Below are 24,730 nucleotides of genomic sequence, written 5' to 3'. Positions count from 1 at the left end.
ATCGTATCCCCGTCACGCCACGTGCGGCACCGCATCGAAGCGCGATACCACGATGTCGCGCTTGGTCTCGTCGACGCGCACGGTCATGTCGAAGCGTCCGTCGTGGAGTTCCTTGTTGAGCACTTCGGCATTGCGATGCAGCCAGCTGATGCCGGCGCCGTCGGAAGCATCGATCGACAGAACGAGTGTCGTGCGTGTTGCCGCCAGCCGATCCTCGATCGCGGTCAACAGCTCATTCACGCCCTCGCCTGATACGGCGGACACCAGGAAACACGGCCGCTCCGGCGGACGGCGCGCGGCGATGTTGCGCAAATTTTCGCGTTCGTCGGGATCGAAGCGATCGATCTTGTTCCAGACTTCGAGGATGCGTGCGCCAGAGTCGGGATCGATGCCGAGCTGACGCAGCACGGTGTCGACGTCGCGCTCCTGCGCCTCCGCGTCTTCATGCGAGATGTCGCGAACATGGAGAATGATATCGGCCTCAAGCACCTCTTCCAGCGTGGCGCGAAACGCGGCGACGAGCTGGGTCGGCAGGTTGGAAATGAATCCGACGGTATCGGACAACATCGCCTTGCCGCCATGCGGCAGGCTCAGCGCGCGCAGGGTCGGGTCGAGCGTCGCAAACAGCATGTCGGCCGCCTGCACATCGGCGCGCGTGAGCCGGTTGAACAGCGTCGACTTGCCGGCGTTGGTGTAGCCGACCAGCGCTACCACGCGATACGGCACACGCTGCCGGCCGGCGCGATGCAGCCGCCGCGTCGCCTGCACCTTCTTCAGTTCGTTCTCCAGCCGCGTGATGCGATCGCCGATCAGGCGGCGGTCGGCCTCGATCTGGGTCTCGCCGGGGCCGCCCATGAATCCGAATCCGCCGCGCTGGCGCTCCAGATGGGTCCAGGAGCGCACCAGCCGGCTTCGCTGATAATTGAGATGCGCCAGTTCGACCTGCAGCGAACCTTCCTTGGTCTTGGCGCGGCGGCCGAAGATTTCCAGGATCAGTCCGGTGCGGTCGAGAACCTTGGTGTTCCAGGCCTTCTCGAGATTGCGCTGCTGGATCGGCGACAGCGCGCAATCCAACACCACAAGTTCGATGTCGTGGCCCGCGATCAGGCCGGTGATCTCCTCGACCTTGCCCTTGCCGAGATAGGTCGCAGGCCTGATCTGGCTGACCGGCGCAATCAGCGCGTCTGCGATCGTGAGGTCGATGGCGCGCGCCAGACCCGTCGCTTCCTCGAGCCGGGCCTCGGAATCGCGCACGACGTCGTTCGCCTGCGCATCGGCATCGCCGCGGCGCATTCGCAAATAAGGGCCGATGACGATCACCCGCCCGCTTTGCTTACCCTCCGCCGACCGCGGACGATCGGCGTTCCCTTCACGGTTGAGGGGTTCCAATCAGTTCACTCTCAAGCCGGAGCATCCTCGCCGCCTTCGAACAACTGAATCGGGGCCCCCGGCATGATGGTCGAGATCGCATGCTTGTAGACAAGCTGCGAATGACCGTCGCGCCGAAGCAGCAAGCAGAAGTTGTCAAACCAGGTAACAATCCCCTGCAGCTTCACTCCATTGACCAGAAAGATCGTTAGTGGCGTTTTTGTCTTACGAACGTGATTCAGGAAGGTGTCTTGTAGATTTTGTGCGCGGTCTGCCGCCATTGTTTTTGTCCCGCAGTGTGTTTCTTTTTATTAAGCCGGCTGTTGCTCTCTCATGGAGCCTGCCCCCGACTTGCCGGCGTCCCCTGAGATCCCCCTCCGGTCGGCTCGGCAATACGATTAGAGGGTACGCGCGCTTTTAAGGCAAGCCGGTTCGGACCCTGCCTAGCCGGAACCCAGTGGCCATTCTCCATAAAAGCGCGGAAAGAGATAAATATTCCAAAGCAAGTGCATGGATCGGCTCAAAGCGAGCGAGATGAGCCGCAGATTCCGGCAGGCAGCGAACGCGCGATTCACTCAAGTCTCAGCCAACCCCAAGCGCCTTGAGCTTGCGGTGTAGCGCCGAACGCTCCATGCCGACGAATTCGGCGGTGCGCGAAATGTTGCCCGAGAACCGGCTGATCTGCGCGATCAGGTAGTCACGCTCGAACACCTCCCGCGCCTCACGTAGCGGCAGCCCCATGATGTGCTCGCCATTGTTGCTGGTCGGCATCGCCGGCACCATCGAACCCACATCCTGAGGCAGCATGTCGGCGGTGATGATCACTTCAGGGCCGCCGCCGGCCAGAATCATGACGCGCTCGACATTATTGCGGAGCTGGCGGACGTTGCCGGGCCAGACATGCGACTGCAACACCGCCATGGCGTCCTGGCCGATCTGCCGCTTCGGCAAGCCCGTCGCCGCCGATATCTGGTCCATGAAATAGTCGATCAGTTCGGGGATGTCCTCGCGGCGTTCCGACAGCGGGGGGACGCGGATCGGCACCACCGACAGCCGATGGTAGAGATCCTCGCGGAAGCGCCCTTCTGCGATCTCTTCCTCCAGGTTGCGCGCCGTCGAGGAGATGATGCGAACATCGACATGAATCTTGGCGGTGCCGCCCGAGCGCTGAAAGGTCTGATCGACCAGCACGCGCAGGATCTTGTTCTGGGTCTCGCGCGGCATGTCGGCGATTTCGTCGATGAACAGCGTACCGCCGTGGGCCTCTTCCAGCGCGCCCGGCTTGCGCGCCTGCTCGCCGTTCGACTGCTCGATACCGAACAACTCGACTTCCATCCGCTCCGGCGTGATCGCCGCGGCGTTGATCACCGCGAACGGTCCTTCAGAGCGGCTCGATGCATTGTGCAGCGTGCGCGCGGCCAGTTCCTTGCCCGAACCGGAGGGGCCGACGATCAGGATGCGGCTGTTGGCCTTGGCCGCCCGATCGATGGTTTGGCGCAACTGGTTCATGCAGGCGGAGCGGCCGGTGAGAACGCTCGCGGTGGGAGCCAGTTGCTTGAGTTCCTTCACCTCGCGCTTGAGCCGCGAGGTTTCCAGCGCCCGTGTCGCCACCAGGATCAACCGGTCCGACTTGAACGGCTTTTCGATGAAGTCATAGGCGCCGCGCTTGATCGCAGCCACCGCGGTCTCGATGTTGCCGTGGCCGGAGATCATCACCACAGGAACGTCGGCGTGATCCTTCTTGATCTGCTCGAGCAGTTGCAGGCCGTCGAGCTTGGAGCCCTGCAGCCAGATGTCGAGAAACACCAGATGCGGACGGCGGTTGGCAATCTCGCCAAGGGCGGAATCGCTGTCGCGCGCGGTCCGGGTACTGAAACCTTCGTCGTCCAGGATGCCCGCAACGAGGTCACGAATATCGGCTTCGTCATCGACAATCAGAATGTCACTGGCCATGGGTTACACCTGTCTTGTCAGTTGCCTGTCGCGGCTTCGGTTTTTGCTTCATCATTGGTCGCGGATGCCGCCTCATTGGTTTCGCCTGACGGCGCTTTTGTTTGGTCAACCTGCGGTTTCGTGCCCGAATCCGGCTGCTTTGCTTCCGCCTTCGGCGCATGACCGGACACGGCGAACCGCAGCCGCATCCAGGCGCCGCGCTGCCCTGCCCTGAAATCGGAGGCATCCTTGAGTTCGATGCGGCCGCCATGGTCTTCCAGCACGCGGCCGACGATGGCGAGCCCGAGCCCGGTGCCCTTCTGGCGCGTCGTCACATAGGGCTCCAGCAGCCGCGCACGGCTCACCTTCGGCAGGCCTATACCATTGTCGATCACGTCGATCACGATGTCGTCGTTTTCGCGCGCGGCAATGACGTCGATGCGTCCCTTGCCGAGTTCTTCCGGCGGCACCTGCTCGATCGCCTCCGTCGCGTTCTTGATGATGTTGGTCAGCGCCTGCGAAATCAGCCGGCGGTCGAACTGCGCGCGCATCGGATCCTGCTTGATATCGGCCTCGATATCGAGATCGGGATGCCCAACCTTCATCAGGAATACCGCCTGCCGCACGGTGTCGGCGACGTCCTCGCCCTCCATGACCGGCTTTGGCATCCGCGCGAAGCGAGAGAATTCATCAACCATCCGCCTGATGTCGTCGACCTGCCGCACGATGGTGTCGGTACACTGCTCGAAGATGCCCTTGTCTTCGGTGATGACCTTGCCGAATTTACGGCGAATGCGTTCGGCCGAAAGCTGGATCGGCGTCAGCGGGTTCTTGATTTCGTGGGCGATGCGGCGCGCAACGTCGCCCCATGCCGATGTCCGCTGCGCGGAGACGAGCTCCGTGATGTCGTCGAGCGTGATGATGTAGCTGTCGCGCGACTGGCTGGTTTGCTCGGCGCTGACGCGGACCGACAAATTGCGCTCATGGCCGTCGCGCGTAATCGTGATCTGGCCCTGCACCAAGCGCTGCGTGCCCTCGCGCGCGGTCTTCATCATGTCGTCGAGCTCGGGCAACACATCCGAAAGCGGATGATCCAGCGTCTCGGATTCGGCATGGCCGATCAGTTTCTCGGCCGAGCGGTTCAGGATGCCGACGCTGCCCGAGGCGTCGACGCCGATGATGCCGGCGCTGGCCGAGGACAATACCGCCTCGATGAAGCGGCGGCGGCTGTCGATCAGGTCCGAAGCGCTGACCAGCTCGTCGCGCTGGGTGCGCAGTTCGGCCGTCATCTTGTTGAAGGTCTCGCCGAGTTGCGCGAGGTCGCCTTCGGATTTGTGGACCGGCACCTGGACATGCAGATCGCCGGTCGAAACGATATTGGCGGCGCTCATCAAATTTCGGATCGGCGCCACCAGCCAGTTGGCAAAATTCAACCCGATCAGCACCGACGCCATCAGAATGGTCAGCGCGATCACCGCAAACATCAGCGCGAAGGCGACCTGAATGCCGAGCCGGCGGGATTCGATCTGGGCGTATTCGGCGACGCTGGCCTCGGTCTGCTTGAGCTGCGCGACCACGCGGGGATCGAGCAGCCGGGCTACGTACAGGAAGGTATCGTCGAAGGCGCGCAACCGGATCACCGCCGCCACGTAGTTCGCGTCGGGGAAGACCGCGATCTGCGGCTCTTCTTCATTGACGTTGCTGAGAAAGTCCTGTGGCGGCGTCGTGAATTCCTGCTTGATGCCGGTTTGCGCCGTCTCCAGGACGGTGCGATCCTTGTCGATCAGCATGGCTCCCGGCAAATTCCGGGAGGTGGCGCTCATCGTCAGCAATTCGCGAAACGACCGGCGGTCCTGGTCGAACAGAGGCCTTGCACGGGCAATGTCGTTGGCCATCCCCAGGATGTCGCCGCGGATCAGCTGCGCATGTTCGTAGGTGTAGGCCCGGGCGACGATCAGCGAGTTCTGCATCACCTCGCGTGTCGGGCCGGAGAACAGCCGGTCCAGGCCGCGGTCGATAGTCACGTTGGCGACGACGGCGACCAGCACCGCCGGCAGCACGGCAATGATCGAGAACAGGCTGACGATCTGGACGTGCAGCCGCGCCGCCGCCCGTCCACGCCGCCGGGCCTGAATCACCAGCCAGACTTCGCGGACGATGATGCCGACCAGCAGCAGGATGGTCGCCGCATTGATCAGCAGGAACGAATAGACGACGTGGCGGGTCGGCTCGATCGGTGTCAGGCCGCTCAGGACCATGAAGGTCAGAAATGCCGACAGCAGCGCGATCGCGACCGCAAACGGCGCCACCCACTTCCGCAGGATCCCTCCTCCGGATTCGGCTAGCGACGGGTCGAGTGGTTGTGCCGAGGTCGTCTCTGCGGTGGTCATTCCGGCAATCGGTGATTTGAAAGGGCTTGGGCCCGCCTGTCGCGGACTGATGCATTCATATCACAATGTTGCCGAAATGCGGCATCAGTAAGATGATCGTATTATCAAGCGTTTACAGGCATTCTTTTCATGCAAGTGATAAAATTACCAAAACGCCGAATCACGAATGCAGGCCTCACCGACCATTAGCCGCAACGTAACGGCAACCCAATGGGCAAGCTGTCATCGGCAAGCTTTGTCGCATAATCGGACAAGGCATGGGGGGTTCAGGAAAGACGCTCAAGCTGTCCTGCGCCAGAAACGTGCAGCAACGTTTCGAACCCGAGGTCCCATCCTGCCCAAGTTCCCGCGCGGCCCTGCCAGTTCCACATCCATCGTCGCCGCTATGAAGGGGGTAGCCGGCCTTCCGGCGGCACGTGCCAGCTTTGCCAGGGGGCGATGCGTTCGCGGCACCTATGCCCCATCCGATCAGGCCAAGGAGATCACCAAATCCTGTAGCTTCACCAAACCATCGCGCGTGCTGGCGCGTTTCTCGGTGGAAGGAGGCCTCGACACCAACGACACGTTGCTGCGCGGCTTCAGCTTCCGGCTTGGCAGCGATGGCCAGCGCTCGGAAATTTTCACACAGAGCGCCCCGGTTCATCTCGCGAGAACGCGTGACCAGATGTTGGCTTTCCTCCGAGCGCGCATTCCAGGACCCGACGGCAGGCCGGATGTGGAAAAGGTCGAAGCATTCTCAGCCGCCAATCCCGAGACGCTGCATCAGGCGAGCTACATCGCCGCGCATCCGCCGCCCGCAAGCTTTGCCTCCACAACCTATTGGGGCGTGCATGCGTTTCCCGCGACGAATTCAAAAGGCGAGACACGGTTCATCAAGTTCAAGGTCTCGCCAGTCGGCGAACGGGCGACGCAGCCCGGGGCCGCGGCCAGGGCAAAAGCCACCGACTTGCTGCACGACCTCGAATCCCGGATCGCGGCTCGCGATATGAGGTTCAGCGTGATGGCGCTGCTGGACCGTGCCGGCGACCCCGTCACGGACGTGACCATCCGATGGCCCGATGAGGACGGACGCGAAGCGGTTCGGCTGGGAACGATCGTGATCACCGGCATTGAAGCAAACGATGCGTGCGACGAGCCCGTCTTCAATCCGGCAACTCTGGCCGAAGGCATCGGTCATCCGCCGGACGAGATGTTTGCGGCCCGCCGCGTCGCCTACCCTATCTCGCATCAGACAAGGCGTCGCTGAGCGGACGAAACTTCAGCCGCGGCTCCGATCACGTTTCGCTTTCCGGCCCGCCCTGCATTTCGCGACGCCACACTCCGGGGCTGACGCCGACCACGGAAGTAAACACCCGCGTGAAGTGGCTTTGATTAGCGAACCCGGCCGATATTGCAATTTCTGAAAGCGAAAGGTCGCGAATCGTCATCAATTGCTTGGCTGTATTCACGCGCTGACGAAGCAGCCATTGGTGCGGCGGCTGGCCGGTGGAGATGCGAAATGCGCGCGAAAAATGGCTGACCGAGAGATCAAACTCTGCCGCGATTTGGTGCAATGAAAGCTTTCCGCCGAGGTCGGACTCGAGCCTTTCGCAGGCGCGCTTTGCCTGCCACGGCGCAAGTCCGCCGCGCGCCAGTTCGGCGCTGTGTCGCAGTCCGCCATAGGTCTGGGCGACGTGCGCGGTGAGCGCGAGCATCATGTGATCGATGAAAAGCTGGTTGGTCTCGTCCGGCCGACGCAGCCCTTGCTGCAGTGACGCGCCGATATGACGGACGATCGCGTCGTCATGGCCGACGCCGAGTTCACAGGCGAGCTGACCGACGCGCGACGTGCGGGACTGCTCAGTGAGGCCGTCGAGCGCCGAGCGCGGCAAATAGAAAAACAGGGAGTGGAACGGCTTGTCGATCACATAGCGCGGATCGTGCTTGAGATCGTACAGATATGTTGCGCCCGCCGGGACATCCGCCTTCATCATGCACTTGCCGTTCTCCCAGAGTTCGCAGTCCGGGAAATTGTGAAGTTTCAGGCTGACGACAAAGGCATCCTCAAGGGTGAACGAGCCGGAAAGACCCGGCACCGGGTTGTCATCCCGGGTTTCGGTGACCGCGAGCTCCATGCCGCGCAGCGAACGCGTGATCAGCGACGGTGGCGCATCCTTCAGGTGCAAGAACTGCCCGAGCCTCCGGCCGAAGGTGCTCGCTTGTGTCATATGCGTCAGTCTCATAAGTGGAGTTCGACCGGAGCCGGTCATCGTCGCTTCGCGCGCCACTATTATCGGGGATCAGCAAGAGACCGTCTAGATTCCCCGCGGAACAAGTTTTCGAGACTTGCGGCGAGGTCCCATTGCCCGTTTCACCGAGGCTGCACCGTGTCAGTTTCGTGACACAAAGCTTGATAGCTTCGTCCGCGCCGTCAGCGCTGTTGACCATTTGCAACAGCGCTCAAGATGAGAGCGTTTTCGGTCGACTGCCCAGTTCGACAGCAGCAAGCGACGCGGTTCGCCGCGCCTGATTTTCGACTTTGGTTGCATGCGAGGCGCCTGAAGGCGGCTTGGAGCAGAATCGGGCAAAGCATGGTGGCTTTGGGAAAGACCCCGTAGTTCTACGCGCCTAGAACGCGCACCGAACGCTCAACGATGCTTCTCAACGGCGAGGAAAGGTTCATGAGCAGCCAGTCAATCCCGCGCAATCTTTCGCACCAAAATCAGCCAGACACTTCCGAGGCGCACCAGCGCGATTTGCTGAACGCCCAGCGCCGTTCTGCCGATGCGGAGATGGCACGCGTGCTTCACACCCAACCGCTCCGCATGGCTTCAGACCCATCCAGCGGCACGATCGCCCACTGGAAACATGAACCATTGCACGACGTCGTCGAGCCCATGACCGATCACGTCATCATGGCTTACAACGGCTCGATGCAGCGCGTGGAGCGGCGGTCAGGAAGATCGGTTGCGATTGGAACGTTTCGTCCCGGGGTTGTGATCATCATTCCGGAAGGATCAAGCTCCCGATGGGATATTCCGAAACCCGTTGATGTCGTTCAGCTCTATCTTCCTCACACCACGCTCAAGCGCGTTGCCGACGAAGCCGACACCGCTACACCGATCAATCTCCTGGAACGAACGGGGCATCCTGACCCCATCACATCCCGATTGCTGTTGAGCGCGGCCGATTCCCTGGAGGGCAATGGGGCCCTGGATACGCTGTTTAGGCATCAGCTGACAGACCTCCTGGCCACGCGCGTGCTGGTTGCGCATACCGGCTCGCCAACCACGATCCAGCCGACCATGGGTGGGCTGTCGCCGAAGGTCCTGCTCCGTGCCACCCAACGCTTGCGCTCGGACAGCGATGCGGACGTCTCTCTCGCGGCGCTGGCTTCGGATGCCGGCCTGTCGCGCTTCCACTTCTGCCGCGCCTTCAAGGAGAGCACCGGCCTTTCGCCGCATGCCTGGCTGCGTCAGTACCGGCTCGAGCAAGCCATGAACATGCTGCGCGACACCGACGCCTCGGTCGTCTCGGTCGCAGAGGAGCTCGGCTATGCCTCGCAAACCGCCTTTGCCGCGGCGTTCCGGAAGCTGACCGGAGAAACCCCGAGCGATTGGCGGAGGCGCAGGCGTTAACAGCAATCTCTCGACAGGTCCGGCAATCGCTCTGGGGCAGTCACAGGTTTGGTCCGCTAGATAAGGACCATCGCGGTGCTCACGCCTACAGGAGACAAGCAATGGCCTGGAAGAATTTGATCGGCCCATATGCCGTCACATCACGACGGAGGGTCGTCGCAAGCGCCCTCATGTACGGGCTTTCATTGACGGTTCGCTTCACATCGCCGACTGGCGAAGAGACGGAAAATCCGGCGCAAGCCGCTCGAACCACCAGTCCGATGCTTTCCATCATGATCAAGGACGGCGTCCCGATCCCTGGGGATTGGCGTCCGAGGCCCGCTCATTCGGTCGTCTTTCAACGCGGCTTGCCACTCAGTTCCAGAAGCTGCCGCACGGCATGTGAACGTCCCATGCCGATGCCGCTCATGCTGGATTGCGCGCCTCCATAACAGCCTGGCGCCTTCGTTTCACGTCTTCGCGTCGTCGTCGATCGCTGCCTCCATGAGGAGCAGCGGCCGGTAGCGCGCGGATCTTCGAGAGAATCAAACCACATACGAAGTGCTTTCCTGAAAGGAACGACCCATGACCACCGTTACGACTAAAGATGGCGTCCAAATCTTCTACAAGGATTGGGGCCCGAAGACCGCTCAGCCGATCGTCTTTCATCACGGCTGGCCACTTAGTTCCGACGACTGGGATGCGCAGATGCTCTTCTTCGTTGGCAAGGGTTATCGCGTCATCGCGCATGATCGCCGCGGTCATGGTCGTTCGAGCCAGGTGAGCGACGGGCACGACATGGATCACTACGCATCCGATGTCGCGGCTGTCGTTGAACATCTCGATCTTCGCAATGCCGTTCACGTCGGCCATTCCACCGGCGGCGGCGAGGCCACGCGCTACGTCGCGCGTTACGGCAAGGATCGCGTGGCCAAGCTGGTACTGATTGCTGCCGTGCCGCCGCTAATGCTGAAGGTAGATACCAATCCCGGCGGCTTGCCTATTGAAGTGTTCGACGGTTTGCGCAGCCAGCTTGCCGCCAACAGGTCACAGTTCTATCTCGATTTCGCAAGCGGTCCATTCTACGGATACAATCGCCCGGGCAGCAAGGTATCGCAGGCGGTTGTCTGGAACTGGTGGCGCCAAGCCATGATGGGCAGCGCCAAGGCGCACCACGAGGGCATAAAAGCATTTTCGGAGACCGACTTCAGCGAAGACCTGAAGAGCATCACGGTGCCGACGTTCGTCCTGCACGGTGATGACGATCAGATCGTGCCTGTCGCCGACTCTGCCCCCCTTTCAGCGAAATTGCTGAAGAACGGCAAACTCAAAATCCACGAGAAGCTGCCGCACGGCATGTGCACGACCCATGCCGACCTCGTCAACGCTGAACTGCTCGCGTTCATGGCGACCTAGTTCTCCTTCACGTCTTTGAATCGAAACCCAACCACAGGAGTAAATCACATGCGACTTATCATCATTGGCGCCGGCTTCGCCGGCATGTACGCCGCACTTTCTGCCGCCCGCCTGCGCGACATCCAGGGCGTCTCGCCCGAACAGCTCGAGATCGCGCTGGTAGCTCCCGAGCCGACGCTGGTGGTCCGTCCGCGGCTCTATGAACAGAAGCCCGAGACCCTGTCGGCACCGCTGCTGGATGTCCTCAAGGCCATCGATGTCGACTATGTGCAAGGCAGCGCCGAGACGATCGACGCCAAGGCCCGCGTGGTGCAGATCGCGACCGCCAAGGGCACGCGGAAGACGCTGTCCTACGACCGGCTGGTCGTCGCCACCGGCAGCCGGCTGTTCCGCCCCAACATTCCCGGCCTTGCCGAGCACGGCTTCAGCGTCGATCAGCTCGAGGACGCGGTCGCCCTCGACAAGCATCTGCATCGCCTTGCCGATCGGCCGGCAATGAACGGGCGCGACACCATCGTCGTTGCTGGTGGCGGGTTCACCGGCATCGAAGCGGCCACGGAGATGCCGGCGCGGCTTCGCAAAATCCTCGGCAAGGACGCCAAGCCGCGCGTCATCATCGTCGACCGCAACAGTGCGATCGCTCCCGATATGGGCGAAGGCCCCCGTCCCGTCATCGAGGACGCCCTGAGCAAGCTCGGTGTGGAGACCCGGCTCGGCGCCGGCGTCGCCTCGCTGGACGAATCCGGCGTCACGCTTTCCAACGGCGAACGCATCGAAACCGAGACGGTGATCTGGGCGGCCGGCATTCGCGCCGCGCCGTTGACGCAGCAGATCCCCGCCGAGCGCGACAATTTCGGCCGCCTGCTCGTCGACCGCGAGCTGCGCGTGCCGGGGGTCGCCGGCGTGTTCGCCACCGGCGATGCCGCGCGCGCCGCCTGCGACGATGTCGGCAACTACGCGCTGATGTCGTGCCAGCACGCCACGCGGATGGGCGCCTTTGCCGGCAACAATGCCGCGGCCGAACTGCTGGGCGTGCTGACCAAGCCGTATCACCAGAAGGCCTACGTCACTTGTCTCGATCTCGGCGAAGCCGGCGCGCTGTTCACGCGCGGCTGGGAGCGCAAGGTCGAGATGGTCGGCGATGTCGCCAAGAAGACCAAGCAGGAGATCAACACGGTCTGGATCTATCCGCCAAAGGCCGAGCGCGCCGCTGCGCTCGCCTCGGCCGATCCGGAACGCGTGACTGACCTCTAGACGCCCAAGCGATGACGGCCGCGCTTCCCGCTGGCTGCGCGGCCTGCTCAACCGAGACCAGCCAGCAGCCTTTACCATGAAACAGGAGACAAACATGAGCCTAACAGACATGAGCCTCAACAACACCTCACGCCCCGGCAGACGGGAGCCTGAAGAGTTGGTCCCGTCGCGCTACGCGCTGCGCATCGGCGACATTGACGTGCTGGTGGTCAGCGACGGCGTGCTACCGCTCCCAACCGCAATGTTGGGACACAACGCCGCTCCGGCCGTCCGGGCAGCTTGGCTGAACGACATGTTCCTGCCGCCGGACGCTTTCGACTGGGCGTTGAACGTGGTCGTGGTGCGTAGCGGCGGCCGGACCATCCTAATCGACGCTGGGCTAGGGTTGGACCCGGACTTGCATTTGCCGCGGGCCGGGCAGTTGATCAAGCGACTGGAGGCCGCCGGCATCGATCTCGCGTCCGTGACCGACGTGGTGCTTACCCACATGCACATGGACCACGTTGGCGGGCTGCTCGTCGACGGGGTGAAGGAGCGGCTGCGTCCGGACCTGCGGATCCACGTGGCGGCCGCTGAGGTCAAGTTCTGGGAGGCGCCCGATTTCTCCCGCGTCTCCATGCCGCCGGGTTTCCCGGACGCGCTTCGGTCGACCGCCAAGCGGTTCATGAAAGAGTACCGCAGCCATCTGCGGCCGTTCGAGGAGGAGTACGAGGTGGCGCCGGGGGTGATCGTCCATCGCACCGGCGGCCACACCCCCGGGCACAGCGTGGTCCGCCTAGCGTCCGGCGGCGACCGGCTGACGTTCGCCGGCGACGCCGTGTTCGCGGTCGGGTTCGAACACCCCGAGTGGTTCAACGGCTTCGAACACGACCCCGAGGAGGCGGCCCGCGTCCGGGTCCGTCTTTTGCGGGAACTGGCTGAGACCGGCGGGCTGCTGGTGGCCACTCACCTGCCGTTCCCATCCGTCGGCCATGTGGCGGTCGACGGCGACGCCTTTCGTTGGGTACCGGTCTTCTGGGACTACTGACCGCTTGTTGATCAGGGCCGAACAGGGCGCGCTACTCATATCGTAATGAGTGCGCGCCCTTCCGGCTGGGTGCGGATGCCGCTGGTCGAAAAACAGATCAGCGACGTCTCCGCAGAGACACGTCAGCCAGAAGGAAGCGACGAACGCTATTGACGGAAAAGCAGCCATCGCTGGATTTCGTCTCGCCGGCGCAGCTCGGTGGCACCTGTGCTCGGCTGCCGCAGATCAAATCACGGGCACCGCCATTGCCATCGATGGTGGCTGGACCGCGCAATGATCAACCGAAGGACGGCGGATGCAATCGCTAGCCGCCGCTCCGGTAGACCTGAATGTCGAGGTCCCTGATCTTCTTCCGCAGCGTGTTGCGGTTGAGGCCGAGCAGGTCGGCCGCGCGGATCTGGTTGCCGCGCGTGGCCGCCAGCGCCGCGGTGAGCAGCGGCACCTCAATCTCCTTGAGGATGCGGTGGTAGAGGCCCGGCGGCGGCACGCCGTTCGGGAAGCCGGAGAAGTGCGAGGACAGGTAGGCCTCGACCGCGCCACCGAGGTTCTCCACGCCCATCGGGGCGTTGCCGCCCGAGGTGACCGCCGGCGGCGCCAGCTCGCCATCGATCACCGAGGCCGTAATGACGTCCTGCGGGTAAAGCGCCGCCAGCCGGCGTGCGAGATTCTCGAGTTCGCGCACGTTGCCGGGCCAGCGGTGCTGCTTGAGCCGCTCCAGCGCCAGCGTGTCGAGTTTTTTGGGCGGCAAGCCGTCCTTTTCGGCGAGCGAGAAGAAATGCCGGATCAGATCAGGCAGATCCTCGATCCGCTCCCGCAACGGAGGCAGGCGCAGCGGCACGACGTTGAGTCGGAAGAACAAATCTTCCCGGAACAGCCCCTGCTGGATCAGGATGCGCAAATCCTTGTTGCTCGCCGCCACGATCCGAACGTCGGTCTTGATCGGGGTGCGGCCGCCGACGGTGGTGTATTCGCCCTGTTGCAGCACGCGCAGCAACCGCGTCTGCGCTTCCATCGGCATGTCGCCAATTTCGTCGAGAAACAGCGTGCCTCCTTCGGCCTGCTCAAACCGGCCCGACGCGCGGGTGTTGGCGCCGGTGAACGCGCCGCGCTCATGGCCGAACAATTCGGATTCGATCAGGTCGCGCGGGATCGCCGCCATGTTGACGGCGACGAACGGGCCATTGCGGCGCTTGCCGTAGTCATGCAGTGCGCGGGCGACCAGTTCCTTGCCGGTGCCGGACTCGCCGGAGATCATCACCGTGAGGTCGGTCTGCATCAGCCGCGCCAGCACCCGGTAGATTTCCTGCATCGCCGGCGAGCGGCCGACCAGGGGGATCGAATCGAATTCGCCCTCGTCGGCCGAACTTGCCACCCGCTCCTTCGGTTCGGCCAGTGCGCGGCCGACGATGGTGATGAGCTCCTTCAGGTCGAATGGTTTCGGCAGATATTCATAGGCGCCGCGTTCCGAGGCCCGGATCGCCGTCATGAAGGTGTTTTGCGCGCTCATGACGATGACGGGCAGGCTCGGCCGCATCTTCTTGATCCGCGGCAAGAGGTCGAACGCATTCTCGTCGGGCATCACCACGTCGGTGATGACGAGATCGCCCTCGCCCTGGCTTACCCAGCGCCACAGCGTCGCGGCGTTGCCGGTCAGACGAACTTCATATCCGGCGCGCGAAAGCGCCTGGTTCAGAACCGTGCGGATGGCGGTATCGTCATCGGCAACGAGTATGCTACCTGCGGGCATTGGTACTCCTCATCTTGCGTCCTGTGAGGCAGGCGGCAGCGTACCCGGAACGCCGTCGCGGTTGCTTTGGTCGAACTGTTTGGTGGGATTGAACATCGGCATCAGCACGCGGAACGTGGTCTTCCGCGGCTGGGATTCGCATTCGATGATGCCGCCGTGATCGCCGACGATCTTGGCAACCAGCGCCAGGCCGAGCCCGCTGCCGGTTTGTTTCGTCGTCACGAAGGGATCGAACAGGTTCGGCAGCAGGTCTTCCGGCACGCCGGAGCCGTTGTCCTTGACGCAGAATTCGAGCGGCAGCGACACCCGCGATTTCTTGCCGGGCACCGACAGGCGAACGCCGGGACGGAAGGCGGTGGTGAGTTGAATCTCAGCATCGCTGCCCAGATCGGCGACGGCCTCCGCGGCATTCTTCACTAGATTGAGGAACACCTGAATGAGCTGATCCTGATTGGCCAGCACCGGCGGCAATGACGGATCGTATTCCTCGACGAAGCGGATGTTGCGGGCGAAGCCGGACTGCGCCAGCCGTTTGACGTGGTCGAGCACGGAGTGGATGTTGACCGGTCCGCGCGCCACCGGACGGTCGTCGCCGAATACTTCCATGCGGTCGACCAGCGTGACGATGCGGTCCGCCTCGTCGCAGATCAGCCGTGTCAGCATCCGGTCTTCGGATGAGGCCGCCTGCTCCAGCAATTGCGCCGCGCCGCGGATGCCAGACAGCGGATTCTTGATTTCATGCGCCAGCATCGCCGCCAGCGCGATCACCGAGCGCGCCGCGCTTCGATGTGTCAGTTGCCGGTCCATCTTGTCGGCGATGGTGCGCTCCTGCAGCATCACGACGATATGGCCGGGCCGTTCGGTGAGCGGGGCGACGTGAAGATCGACCTGGCGATCGCCGCCGATGCGGGGCGTACCGAGATCGACCTTGTATTCGTTGACCGGCGAGGCGCTCGCGCGCACCTGGTCGATCAACGCCAGCAGCGGACTGCCGAACGGCACCAGTTCCTTCAGCGACTGCCGCCGCAAAAATTGCGTCGAGATCTCGAAGAAGGATTCGGCGGCGATATTGGCGTCGACGATGCGGCCATCGGGCGCCACCAGCAGCACCGGATTGGGCAGCGCGTTGAGGATGGCCTCGCTGTCGGCGGGCACGGGGCGGCGATGTTCTGCGGCTGAACTCATGCAGCAGCCCTCCATGCAAAATCGTCGAACGCGTCCTGCAGCGAGCGATGCACGCGATGCGGATCCTCCGCCGTCAGAATCCTTTGGCGCCAGCCCTTCAGCGTCTCGGCCGGCGCGCGGCTGCACTGAGCTGCGATCTCCAGGGCCCAGCCGAGATGCTTGCGCGCGTGCTTGAGCCCGATGCGCAGCCCATAGTGGCTGCAAACTTCGTCGTAGAGCGCTCGAATGTGGATGAGCTGCTCGGAAAGCGCCGGCGTTACCTCGGCCTTCCCGGTTTCGAGCCGGCGGCCGATCTGCCCCGGCAACCAGGGCTGGCCCTGCGCACCGCGCCCGATCATCACGGCGTCCGCGCCCGACACTTCCAGCGCCTGGACCGCCTTCTCGAATGAAGTGATGTCGCCGTTGACGACGAGAGGCACGGAGACCGCGTCCCTGACCGCGCGCACGGCAGCCCAATCGGCCGCGCCCTTGTAGAACTGGCAACGCGTGCGCCCGTGCACGGTAATCATCTGCACGCCAGCCTGCTCTGCGCGGCGCGCCAGTTCGGGCGCGTTGAGCGAGCGATCGTCCCAGCCAAGCCGCATCTTCAGCGTCACCGGCACTTTCACCGCTGCGATCGTCGCCTCGATCAGCTTGAGCGCATGATCGAGATCGCGCATCAGCGCCGAGCCGGACTGGCCGCCGGTGACATGACGTGCCGGACAACCCATGTTGATATCGATGATGTCGGCGCCGGCCGCTTCCGCAACCCGTGCGCCCTCCGCCATCCAATGCGCCTCGCAACCCGCGAGCTGAACGACGTGCGGTCCGACACCGGCTGTCTCGCAGCGCAGAAGCGACATCGGCCTGCCGTGCACGAGTTCGTCGCTGGCGGTCATCTCTGAGACGACCAGTCCGGCGCCGAGGGTGGCGGCAAGACGTCGAAAGGGGGCATCGGTGACGCCGGACATCGGCGCCAGGAGAACCCGGTTGGCGGCAGCAATCTCGCCTATTTTCAACGGCTTAGAGCGTGAACTTTCCGGGCCGGTCACGTCGATCTCATGGTTATGGCGGCGGCTTCATTGCAACCGTCGAGGCATATTGTGAGCACAAATCTTGGGCAGTCAAGCTTCTTGCCTACACTTTAGACAGATCTATCATTTGTGCAAGTGCACTGCAACAAAAACCGCTTTTCCCACAGGTGATGGGAATCACTCTGTTTTCCGTATTCGGCATGGTAAGGGCTGTGCGCCAGCGCGGCCTGAACGCCCTCCCCAACCCTGATTCGTTCGTATTTGAGTCCAGATGCCCAGACCTGAGCGTACCGCAGCCATCCTCGTCGCAGCCGGACGCGGGCTTCGCGCCGGCAGCGGCGGACCCAAGCAATATCGCGAGATCGGCGGACAGACGGTAATTTTCCGCGCCATGGAGGCGTTCTGCCGGCATCCGGACGTGTTTGCCGTGCAGCCGGTGGTGAATCCCGATGATGCCGCCATCTTCAATGCGGCCGTCGCTGGACTACGCCACCAGCCGCCCACCAATGGCGGCGCGACACGTCAGGCATCCGTGCATGCCGGGCTCGAGGCGCTGGCGGCGGAGAAGCCCGACATCGTTCTGATCCACGACGCCGCGCGCCCCTTCGTGACCCCTGCGGTGATTTCTCGAGCAATCGATGCCGCCGGCCGCACCGGCGCGGCGGTCCCTGCGATCCCGGTCACAGACACGATCAAGCAAATCAGCGATACCGGCGATGTCGAGGCCACGCCCGAACGCGCACGGCTGCGAATCGCACAGACACCACAGGCGTTTCGCTTCGATGTGATTCTCGATGCCCATCGCCGCGCCGCGCGCGACGGCCGCGGCGATTTCACCGACGACGCGGCGCTCGCGGAATGGGCGGGATTGACGGTAGCGACCTTTGAAGGCGATCCTGCAAACATGAAACTGACAACGCCTGAAGATTTCATCCGCGAGGAAGCCCGCCTCGCCGCCCAGCTCGGCGACATCAGGACCGGCACCGGTTACGACGTGCACGCTTTCGGCGACGGCGATCATCTGATGCTCTGCGGCGTACGGGTGCCGCATACACGCGGCTTTCTTGCCCATTCCGATGGCGACGTCGGCCTGCATGCCCTGGTCGACGCCATTCTTGGCGCGCTGGCGGACGGCGATATCGGTTCGCACTTTCCGCCGAGCGATCCGCAGTGGAAGGGCGCCGCGTCCGACAAGTTCCTCAAATATGCCGTCGACCGCGTCACCGCGCGCGGCGGCAGGATCGCCAATCTCGAAGTCACGATGATCTGCGAGCGCCCGAAAATCGGCCCGCTGCGCGATACCATGCGCGCCCGCATTGCCGAGATTACCGGGCTGAACATCTCGCGCGTCGCCGTCAAGGCAACGACCAGCGAACGGCTCGGCTTTACCGGCCGCGAGGAAGGCATCGCGGCGACCGCGAGCGCCACCATCCGTCTGCCCTGGAGCGAGTAACATGAGCGGCAGCGACGCGCGCGCCCTGTCCCGCTCGCTGCTCGATTTGTGCCGGATGCGCAAGCTGACGATCGCCACCGCAGAGTCCTGCACGGGCGGCCTGGTCGCCGGCGCGCTCACCGACATTCCCGGCTCGTCAGACGTGATCGACCGCGGTTTCGTCACCTATTCCAACGATGCCAAGCGCGCGATGCTCGGCGTCAAGGCGACGACGCTTGCGACCTTCGGCGCGGTCAGCAAGGAAACCGCGACCGCGATGGCAATCGGCGCCCTGGAAAAAGCCGGCGTCGATCTCGCGGTATCCATTACCGGCATTGCCGGTCCCGGCGGCGCCACGCCGGGCAAGCCGGTCGGCCTGGTCCATTTCGCGGTCGCCTCACGCGACGGAAAAATACTCCACCGCGAATTCCGTTTCGGCGCGATCGGCCGCACCACCGTGCGCCAGCGCTCCGTGGTGGAAGCGCTGCGCATGCTGATGGAGCTGGCGCGCGGACCGCAGCCGCCCGTCAAGCCGCGACGCGAAACGATGAGCCGCCTGCGCCCACGGGTGGCGCGAACGCCACGGCGCAGCGCCGTCAAGCGACGCCGGCCGACGCGGACGTAAAGCCGGTATCAACCCTGCGCAGCCAGCGCCTTGGCGCGCGTTTCGCTCAGCGAGCTCACCGGCGTCAATGCTTCCGGGCTGATCGAAAGCTCGATGATGGCCGGAAGTCCGCTTGCCACGGCTTCGTCGAACGCGCGCGCGAAGTCTTCGGTTCGCTCGACATGGGCGCCAAAGCCGCCGCAGGCGCGCGCCAGCGCCGCGAAGTCGGGGTTGGCGAGATCGGTGCCGGAAACACGGCCAGGATAGGTCCGCTCCTGATGCATCCGGATGGTGCCGTACATGCCGTTGTTGCAGACGATCACAATCAGCGGCAGCCGGTTCTCCACCGCCGTCATGAACTCCATCCCGGTCATCTGGAAGCAGCCGTCGCCGGCAAATGCGATCACCATGCGTTCCGGATGCAACTGCTTGGCAGCGACCGCCGCGGGCAAGCCATAACCCATCGAACCCGACGTCGGCGCGAGTTCAGTGCGATATTGCCGATAGCGCCAGAACCGATGCACCCAGACCGCATAATTGCCGGCGCCGTTGCAGATGATGGTGTCATGGGGCAAGCGATCGCTCAAACCGCGCACGATCTGCGAGAGCTGGACGTCGCCGGGCGAGCGCGTCGGCTCGGCAAAGGCGAGATAGTCGGCATGCGCCGCCTTGACATAGTCGGCGCGCGATCGATGCTTCGGCTCCAGCCGCTTGATCGCCGCCGCAAAGGCCGCGCTGCTCGCGACAACGCCGAGCGTCGGCGAATAGACGCGGCCGATCTCTTCGGGGTCGGGATAGACGTGTACCAGCGGCTGTCTCGGTTTTGGAATATCGAACATCGTGTAGCCGGATGTGGTGGCCTCCCCCAGCCTCGCGCCAAGCGCGATCACTAGGTCGCTGTTGCGGATCCGGTCGGCGATTTTTGCGTCGAGGCCGATGCCGACATGGCCGCCATAGCAGGGATGCAGATTATCGAAATAGTCCTGGCAGCGGAACGAAACGCCGACGGGCACTTCATGCGCCGATGCAAACGCCTCGAGATCGCGGCGTGCCTGATCGTTCCATCCGCCGCCGCCGACAATCAGGAACGGCTTCTTCGCTTCCGAAAGCAGCGTATGGAACTGCCGCAGGGCGCCGTCATCAGGCGCGATGGGAAGCGGAGTGTAGGGCGGCGCATCCGGCACCTCGGCTGTGTCGGTCAGCATATCCTCGGGCAGCGCCAGCACGACTGGGCCGGGGCGGCCCGAGGTCGCGGTGTAGAAGGCGCGCGAGATGAACTCTGGAATCCGCCGCGCATCGTCGATCTGGGCGACCCATTTCGCCATCGGCCCGAACATCAGCCGATAGTCGATTTCCTGGAACGCCTCGCGCTCCATCATGTCGCGCCCGACCTGGCCCAGCAAAAGGATCATGGGCGTCGAATCCTGAAATGCGACATGGACGCCGGCGGACGCATTGGTGGCGCCGGGTCCGCGCGTGGCAAACGCGATGCCCGGGCGGCCCGTCAGCTTGCCATAGGCGTCCGCCATCATGGCGGCTCCGCCCTCATGCCGGGCGTTGATGAACCGCACGCGCTGGCTCTGGTACATGCCGTCGAGCGCGGCCAGGAAGCTCTCGCCGGGCACCCCGAACACGGTGTCGGCGCCGTGCAGGGCCAGTTGCTCGATCAGAATATGGCCACCGGTTCGAAGATTCACGTCCATCGCCTCATCCTTCGGTTACGGGATTACGGATTTGGGACCGGCTTAAAGACTGGCGTCGGCGCCAGCAACCGGTTTTCCTGCAAGGTCAGATATGCCGCCGGTCATTTTCCTTGTTCTTGTTGTTGGTCTTTCGGTGCGATCCGCGCATCTACCCCGGTCACGGCCTCATAGGCCTTGATGACGGCGGTGCAGGACTCGCCGTCGTGCCCCAGCAGCGCCGCCTGCCGGTAGGTCTGGTGCACCGCCTCCGCCATAAAGCCCGGCAGGCCCGCTTCCTCCAGCCAGCGTGCGTAATAGCGAACGTCCTTGCGGGCGTTCGCCAGCGACATCAGCGGCGTGAAGTCGCCATCGAGCGTGGCCTGGCCATAGAGATCGAGCATGCCGCTCTTGGCGCCGGCGGCCGAGATGATGCCGATCACCTGCGAGAGATCGAGCCCGTCCTTTGCGGCGAGCGCAAACCCCTCGCACCATGCCGCCACATTGGCGAAGGCGATGTAGTTGTGAATGAGTTTGAGGCGGATGGCGTGTCCCAGCGGGCCGATGTGGAAAATGTTTTCGGCATAGAGCTCGAAATAGGGCCTGAGGTCGTCGAGCAGGTCGCGTTCGCCGCCGAACAGGACGTTGACTTTGCCGATATCGGCATGTTTCGGGGTCCGCGTCATCGGTGCCTCGGCGTAGCGCCCGCCGGCCGCACGCACCATGCGGTCGAGCTTCGCGACCATCTGCGGGCTGCCAGTGGTGTGATCCACGATGATGAACCCTGATGCCGGGCCGGCGAGCAGCCCGTCGCCGCAAATCATCAACGCCTCGACATCCTCGGCTTCATTGACGCAAATCATGATGATGCGGCAATTGTCGCGGATCTCCTGGACGCTCTTGGCAACGGTCGCGTCAAACGATTTGGCGACCGCCACGGCGGCCGGGTTGAGATCATAGGCGGTGACCTCCACGCCCTTGGCGACGAGATTCTTCACCAACCCTCGTCCCATTCCGCCGAGGCCGATAAAGCCAACGCGTTCGAATGTCGTCATCTCAAGCCTTCCGTTATGGTTTGATGGTGTCTTGGGTTTCCGGCATTCGCTTGTCGCAGCTTCGCTGCATCGCCAGCCATTTTTGCTCGGCTACCATGCTCGCAGGCTGTCTGACAACCGGATTAATCCATTGCGCCGCCAGCCTTATTTCGATATGCCTCCCTGCTGACTGGCGTGGATTGCAACGACGGGCCAGACGACGACGCCATCTGGACAGGACATCTGGTGAAATTCAAATCCGTCGAGCGCAGCCCTTCATTGCCAGAGGAAATTGTCGCCAGCCTGACCAGCGCCCTGCTCGCGGGCGAGCTTCGGCCTGGTGATCGCCTGCCGTCCGAACAGGCGCTGGCGACAGAATTCGGTGTTGCGCGAACCGTCGTGCGCGAAGCGATCTCGCAACTCAAGTATGACGGCATCGTTCAAAGCCGCGTCGGCGTTGGCGCCTTCATCGCCCAGCCGCAGGAGCGTACGGCTTTTCGGATCAGCCCGGAATGCTTCAAGAAGCGCAAGGAGCTGTTGAAGCTCTTGCGTTTGCGGAACGGCGTCGTCATCGAGGTCGCGGCGGATGCGGCGCAGGCGCGATCCAACCGCGACATCGCCCGTATGGAAGCCATTCTCAAGGAGATGCGGGACGCGATCGGCGACAGCGATCACGGCGCCGAGCGTCATTTCGAGGCCGAGCGTCAGCTCATCCACGCCATCGCCAAGGTGGCTGACAACGAACACGCGCTCAATTTCATCGTGATGATCGACAGCCAGATCGCCGAAAAACTTCGATCGGTCGCTGTCAAGAATACCAAGGCAACGGAACTCGCCGCGGTCGCCATCGAGGAGCAGGCGCGGCTGGTCGAAGCCATCAAGCGCGGCGACTCCGTCGCGGCGCGGGAAAAAGCGCGCAAGCACTATGACGCCGCCGCGCAGCGCCTGGCCGATCGCGCTGACTTCGCTGATGTCTAGCCAGTCTTGCCTGATAGCGCCCCACCCTTCCCGTAAACCGCATCCGCCCGCTTTTCGAACGCGGCGGCGAAGCGCTGGAACGCGGCGTCGAACATCGTTCCCATCAGCATCGCCAGCATCCGGCTTCTGAACTCGTAGGACAGGAAGAACCCGACATCGCAGTCGGTTTCGGACTTCGACTCGAACGTCCAGCGGTTTTCGAGGTTGCTGAACGGGCCCTTCAGATATTCGACCATGATCTTCAGGTTCGGCCGATCCAGCGTCACCCGGCTGGTGAAGGATTCCCGCACCAGCTTGAACGACACGGTCATGTCGGCAACGATGATTTCAGTGCCGTCTCCCCTCGACGTGCGCTGACGTATTTTCAGCGACTGGCACAGCGGCACGAATTCCGGGTAACGCTCGACATCGGCGACCAGATCGAACATCTGCTGCGCGGTGTGATGAACCCGGCGCTTGCTGGAAAAGCGCGGCATCAGTGGACACTCTCCCGGTTCTGCTTGAGCGCGATTTCCTTCAGATAGTCGCTCGCCTGCGCCCGGTCGGTGAAGCAGACCAGCGATTGATCGGCCCGCAGCCCCCCAAAATAGTCCAGGAGTTTCGGCCGCTGTTGCCGGCGATAGGTCCAGACATAGCGAAAGAACTCGAAGTCGATTCTCTCCGGACAACCCTCAGCCATTTCCGGGCGAACGCTGCCATAGCTGCCGGCGATCCGCTTCATGATGCCGAGCATGCAGCTCCAGCGCGGCAGATCGAACCAGATCACGGTGTCGCAGGCGTCGCGGCGCAGTTCGACAAGATGCGAGGGGAAATTCCCGTCCATGATCCAGTGCGGCTGGAGCGCCACCTCGGTCAACCGCCCGCGAAACTCGGCCGTGTCGGATTTGACCCAGCCGGGTTTCCAGTATAGCGCGTCCAGCGAAACGAAGGGAACGCCCGTCATCTCCGATAGCCGTCGAGCAAATGTCGACTTGCCGGACCCCGATGATCCCATGACAAGAACGCGTTGCATTGGTTCAATCCGGGGCTAGCGGGTCCGCGCGAGGCGCGCCGCCTGCAGCTTGGCGAAATCTTCGCCCGCATGGTGCGACGAGCGGGTCAAGGGGCTCGCCGACACCATCAGAAAACCCTTGGTGTAGGCGACCTTCTCATACCCTCCGAATTCATCCGGGGTCACGTAGCGCATGACGGCGTGATGCTTGCGGGTCGGCTGCAGATATTGCCCGATGGTCAGGAAATCGACCTCGGCCGAGCGCAGATCGTCCATCACCTGCAGCACCTCGTGCCGCTCCTCGCCGAGGCCGACCATGATGCCTGACTTGGTGAAGATCGTCGGATCGATCTCCTTGACCCGCTGCAGCAGCCGGATCGAATGGAAATAGCGCGCGCCCGGCCGCACCGTCAGATAACGCGACGGCACGGTTTCAAGATTGTGGTTGAACACGTCGGGCCTGGCCGCCGCGACCACTTCGAGCGCGCCTTCCTTGCGCAGGAAGTCCGGGGTGAGAATTTCGATGGTCGTGGTCGGGCAGCGCGAGCGGATGGCGCGGATGGTCTGCGCGAAATGCTCGGCGCCGCCGTCGGCCAGATCGTCGCGATCGACCGAGGTGATGACGATATGTGCGAGCCCGAGCTTGTAGGTCGCCTCCGCCACATGTTCCGGTTCGGCGGCGTCGAGCGCGCCGGGCATGCCGGTCTTGACGTTGCAGAACGCGCAGGCCCGCGTGCAGGTGTCCCCCATGATCATGAAGGTGGCGTGCTTCTTGTCCCAGCACTCGCCGATGTTCGGGCAGCCGGCCTCCTCGCACACCGTGACGAGGCCGTTCTCTTTGACGATCTTGCGGGTGTCGGCGTAGCCGCGGGTATTCGGCGCGCGCACCCTGATCCAGTCAGGTTTGGGCGGCGACAGCGCATCCGGCCGGTTCACCTTTTCGGGGTGACGCGGGCGCACCTGGGTAGCGGAGACGGTATCGACGAGAACGACCATGTTAAGTCCGGAAATGGCGAGAATACCTAGCTAATCCGTGTTGCTCGCGCCTGCAACCCGACTCGCAAGGCCCGCTGGCCCGGCTCGC

General features: G+C 63.4%; 21 protein-coding genes. 8 read left to right on the top strand and 13 right to left on the bottom strand.

The window, feature by feature from the left end:
• Positions 1 to 12: 12 nt before the first annotated feature.
• The 4 genes from hflX to IVB05_RS21280 all read right to left on the bottom strand — a co-directional run bounded on the left by hflX (position 13) and on the right by IVB05_RS21280 (position 5,690).
• Positions 13 to 1,389, bottom strand: a complete 1,377-nt coding sequence (hflX, locus tag IVB05_RS21295) for a GTPase HflX (protein ID WP_247786540.1) — start codon at positions 1,387 to 1,389, stop codon at positions 13 to 15.
• 11 nt (positions 1,390 to 1,400) lie between these two features.
• A complete protein-coding gene (hfq, locus tag IVB05_RS21290; RefSeq protein WP_006020546.1) occupies positions 1,401 to 1,649 on the bottom strand; it encodes an RNA chaperone Hfq in 249 nt (82 codons plus the stop codon).
• Positions 1,650 to 1,950: 301 nt separating this feature from the next.
• Positions 1,951 to 3,321, bottom strand: a complete 1,371-nt coding sequence (locus tag IVB05_RS21285; protein ID WP_247786539.1) for a sigma-54 dependent transcriptional regulator — start codon at positions 3,319 to 3,321, stop codon at positions 1,951 to 1,953.
• 17 nt (positions 3,322 to 3,338) lie between these two features.
• A complete protein-coding gene (locus IVB05_RS21280; RefSeq protein ID WP_247786538.1) occupies positions 3,339 to 5,690 on the bottom strand; it encodes a PAS domain-containing sensor histidine kinase in 2,352 nt (783 codons plus the stop codon).
• Positions 5,691 to 5,856: 166 nt separating this feature from the next.
• On the opposite strand from IVB05_RS21280, the gene IVB05_RS21275 reads away from it, so the two are divergent.
• Positions 5,857 to 6,936, top strand: a complete 1,080-nt coding sequence (locus IVB05_RS21275; protein ID WP_346771871.1) for a catalase — start codon at positions 5,857 to 5,859, stop codon at positions 6,934 to 6,936.
• A gap of 28 nt (positions 6,937 to 6,964) precedes the next feature.
• Here the strand turns inward: IVB05_RS21275 and IVB05_RS21270 are convergent, their stop codons facing one another.
• Positions 6,965 to 7,897 (bottom strand): AraC family transcriptional regulator, encoded by a 933-nt coding sequence (locus tag IVB05_RS21270; RefSeq protein WP_247786536.1) that lies wholly within the window; start codon positions 7,895 to 7,897, stop codon positions 6,965 to 6,967.
• A gap of 453 nt (positions 7,898 to 8,350) precedes the next feature.
• On the opposite strand from IVB05_RS21270, the gene IVB05_RS21265 reads away from it, so the two are divergent.
• The 4 genes from IVB05_RS21265 (at position 8,351) to IVB05_RS21250 (ending at position 12,983) form a co-directional block, all read left to right on the top strand.
• Complete coding sequence (locus IVB05_RS21265; RefSeq protein WP_247786535.1) at positions 8,351 to 9,307, top strand: AraC family transcriptional regulator; 957 nt, start codon at positions 8,351 to 8,353, stop codon at positions 9,305 to 9,307.
• 564 nt (positions 9,308 to 9,871) lie between these two features.
• Positions 9,872 to 10,702, top strand: a complete 831-nt coding sequence (locus IVB05_RS21260) for an alpha/beta hydrolase (RefSeq protein ID WP_247786534.1) — start codon at positions 9,872 to 9,874, stop codon at positions 10,700 to 10,702.
• A 48-nt stretch (positions 10,703 to 10,750) separates the two neighbouring features.
• Positions 10,751 to 11,956 (top strand): NAD(P)/FAD-dependent oxidoreductase, encoded by a 1,206-nt coding sequence (locus IVB05_RS21255; RefSeq protein ID WP_247786533.1) that lies wholly within the window; start codon positions 10,751 to 10,753, stop codon positions 11,954 to 11,956.
• A gap of 94 nt (positions 11,957 to 12,050) precedes the next feature.
• Entirely contained in the window at positions 12,051 to 12,983 is a 933-nt protein-coding gene (locus IVB05_RS21250; protein ID WP_247786532.1) for an MBL fold metallo-hydrolase, read from the top strand.
• Between the two features lie 304 nt (positions 12,984 to 13,287).
• On the opposite strand, the gene ntrC is transcribed toward IVB05_RS21250, so the two are convergent.
• From ntrC to dusB, 3 genes are read right to left on the bottom strand one after another with little or no spacing between them, the layout of a single operon-like run.
• Entirely contained in the window at positions 13,288 to 14,730 is a 1,443-nt protein-coding gene (gene ntrC, locus IVB05_RS21245) for a nitrogen regulation protein NR(I) (RefSeq protein ID WP_247786531.1), read from the bottom strand.
• Between the two features lie 9 nt (positions 14,731 to 14,739).
• A complete protein-coding gene (locus IVB05_RS21240; RefSeq protein WP_247786530.1) occupies positions 14,740 to 15,915 on the bottom strand; it encodes a nitrogen regulation protein NR(II) in 1,176 nt (391 codons plus the stop codon).
• Positions 15,912 to 16,913: a tRNA dihydrouridine synthase DusB gene (gene dusB, locus IVB05_RS21235; RefSeq protein WP_247786822.1), complete on the bottom strand. Its 1,002-nt coding sequence runs from the start codon at positions 16,911 to 16,913 to the stop codon at positions 15,912 to 15,914. The genes IVB05_RS21240 and dusB overlap by 4 nt, the downstream gene beginning before the upstream one ends.
• Before the next feature lie 286 nt (positions 16,914 to 17,199).
• Here dusB and IVB05_RS21230 point away from each other — a divergent pair, with 286 nt between their 5' ends.
• On the top strand, positions 17,200 to 18,381 hold the full coding sequence (locus IVB05_RS21230) for a bifunctional 2-C-methyl-D-erythritol 4-phosphate cytidylyltransferase/2-C-methyl-D-erythritol 2,4-cyclodiphosphate synthase (protein WP_247786529.1): 1,182 nt from the start codon (positions 17,200 to 17,202) through the stop codon (positions 18,379 to 18,381).
• 1 nt (position 18,382) lies between these two features.
• On the top strand, positions 18,383 to 18,985 hold the full coding sequence (locus tag IVB05_RS21225) for a CinA family protein (protein WP_247786528.1): 603 nt from the start codon (positions 18,383 to 18,385) through the stop codon (positions 18,983 to 18,985).
• A gap of 8 nt (positions 18,986 to 18,993) precedes the next feature.
• Here the strand turns inward: IVB05_RS21225 and IVB05_RS21220 are convergent, their stop codons facing one another.
• Entirely contained in the window at positions 18,994 to 20,667 is a 1,674-nt protein-coding gene (locus tag IVB05_RS21220) for a thiamine pyrophosphate-binding protein (protein WP_247786527.1), read from the bottom strand.
• Positions 20,668 to 20,768: 101 nt separating this feature from the next.
• On the bottom strand, positions 20,769 to 21,698 hold the full coding sequence (locus IVB05_RS21215) for an NAD(P)-dependent oxidoreductase (RefSeq protein ID WP_247786526.1): 930 nt from the start codon (positions 21,696 to 21,698) through the stop codon (positions 20,769 to 20,771).
• A 225-nt stretch (positions 21,699 to 21,923) separates the two neighbouring features.
• Here IVB05_RS21215 and IVB05_RS21210 point away from each other — a divergent pair, with 225 nt between their 5' ends.
• Positions 21,924 to 22,655, top strand: a complete 732-nt coding sequence (locus tag IVB05_RS21210) for a GntR family transcriptional regulator (protein ID WP_247786525.1) — start codon at positions 21,924 to 21,926, stop codon at positions 22,653 to 22,655.
• On the opposite strand, the gene IVB05_RS21205 is transcribed toward IVB05_RS21210, so the two are convergent.
• The 3 genes from IVB05_RS21205 to lipA are packed head-to-tail and all read right to left on the bottom strand — an operon-like array spanning position 22,652 to position 24,642.
• Positions 22,652 to 23,131: a type II toxin-antitoxin system RatA family toxin gene (locus IVB05_RS21205; protein ID WP_247786524.1), complete on the bottom strand. Its 480-nt coding sequence runs from the start codon at positions 23,129 to 23,131 to the stop codon at positions 22,652 to 22,654. The genes IVB05_RS21210 and IVB05_RS21205 overlap by 4 nt on opposite strands.
• Entirely contained in the window at positions 23,131 to 23,667 is a 537-nt protein-coding gene (locus IVB05_RS21200) for a DNA topology modulation protein (protein WP_247786523.1), read from the bottom strand. The genes IVB05_RS21205 and IVB05_RS21200 overlap by 1 nt, the downstream gene beginning before the upstream one ends.
• 15 nt (positions 23,668 to 23,682) lie before the next feature.
• Entirely contained in the window at positions 23,683 to 24,642 is a 960-nt protein-coding gene (gene lipA / locus IVB05_RS21195; RefSeq protein WP_247786522.1) for a lipoyl synthase, read from the bottom strand.
• Positions 24,643 to 24,730: the final 88 nt, after the last annotated feature.

The organism is Bradyrhizobium sp. 170 (genome assembly GCF_023101085.1).
Taxonomy (GTDB): Bacteria; Pseudomonadota; Alphaproteobacteria; order Rhizobiales; family Xanthobacteraceae; genus Bradyrhizobium.
This window is presented reverse-complemented; position numbering and strand designations above follow the sequence as displayed.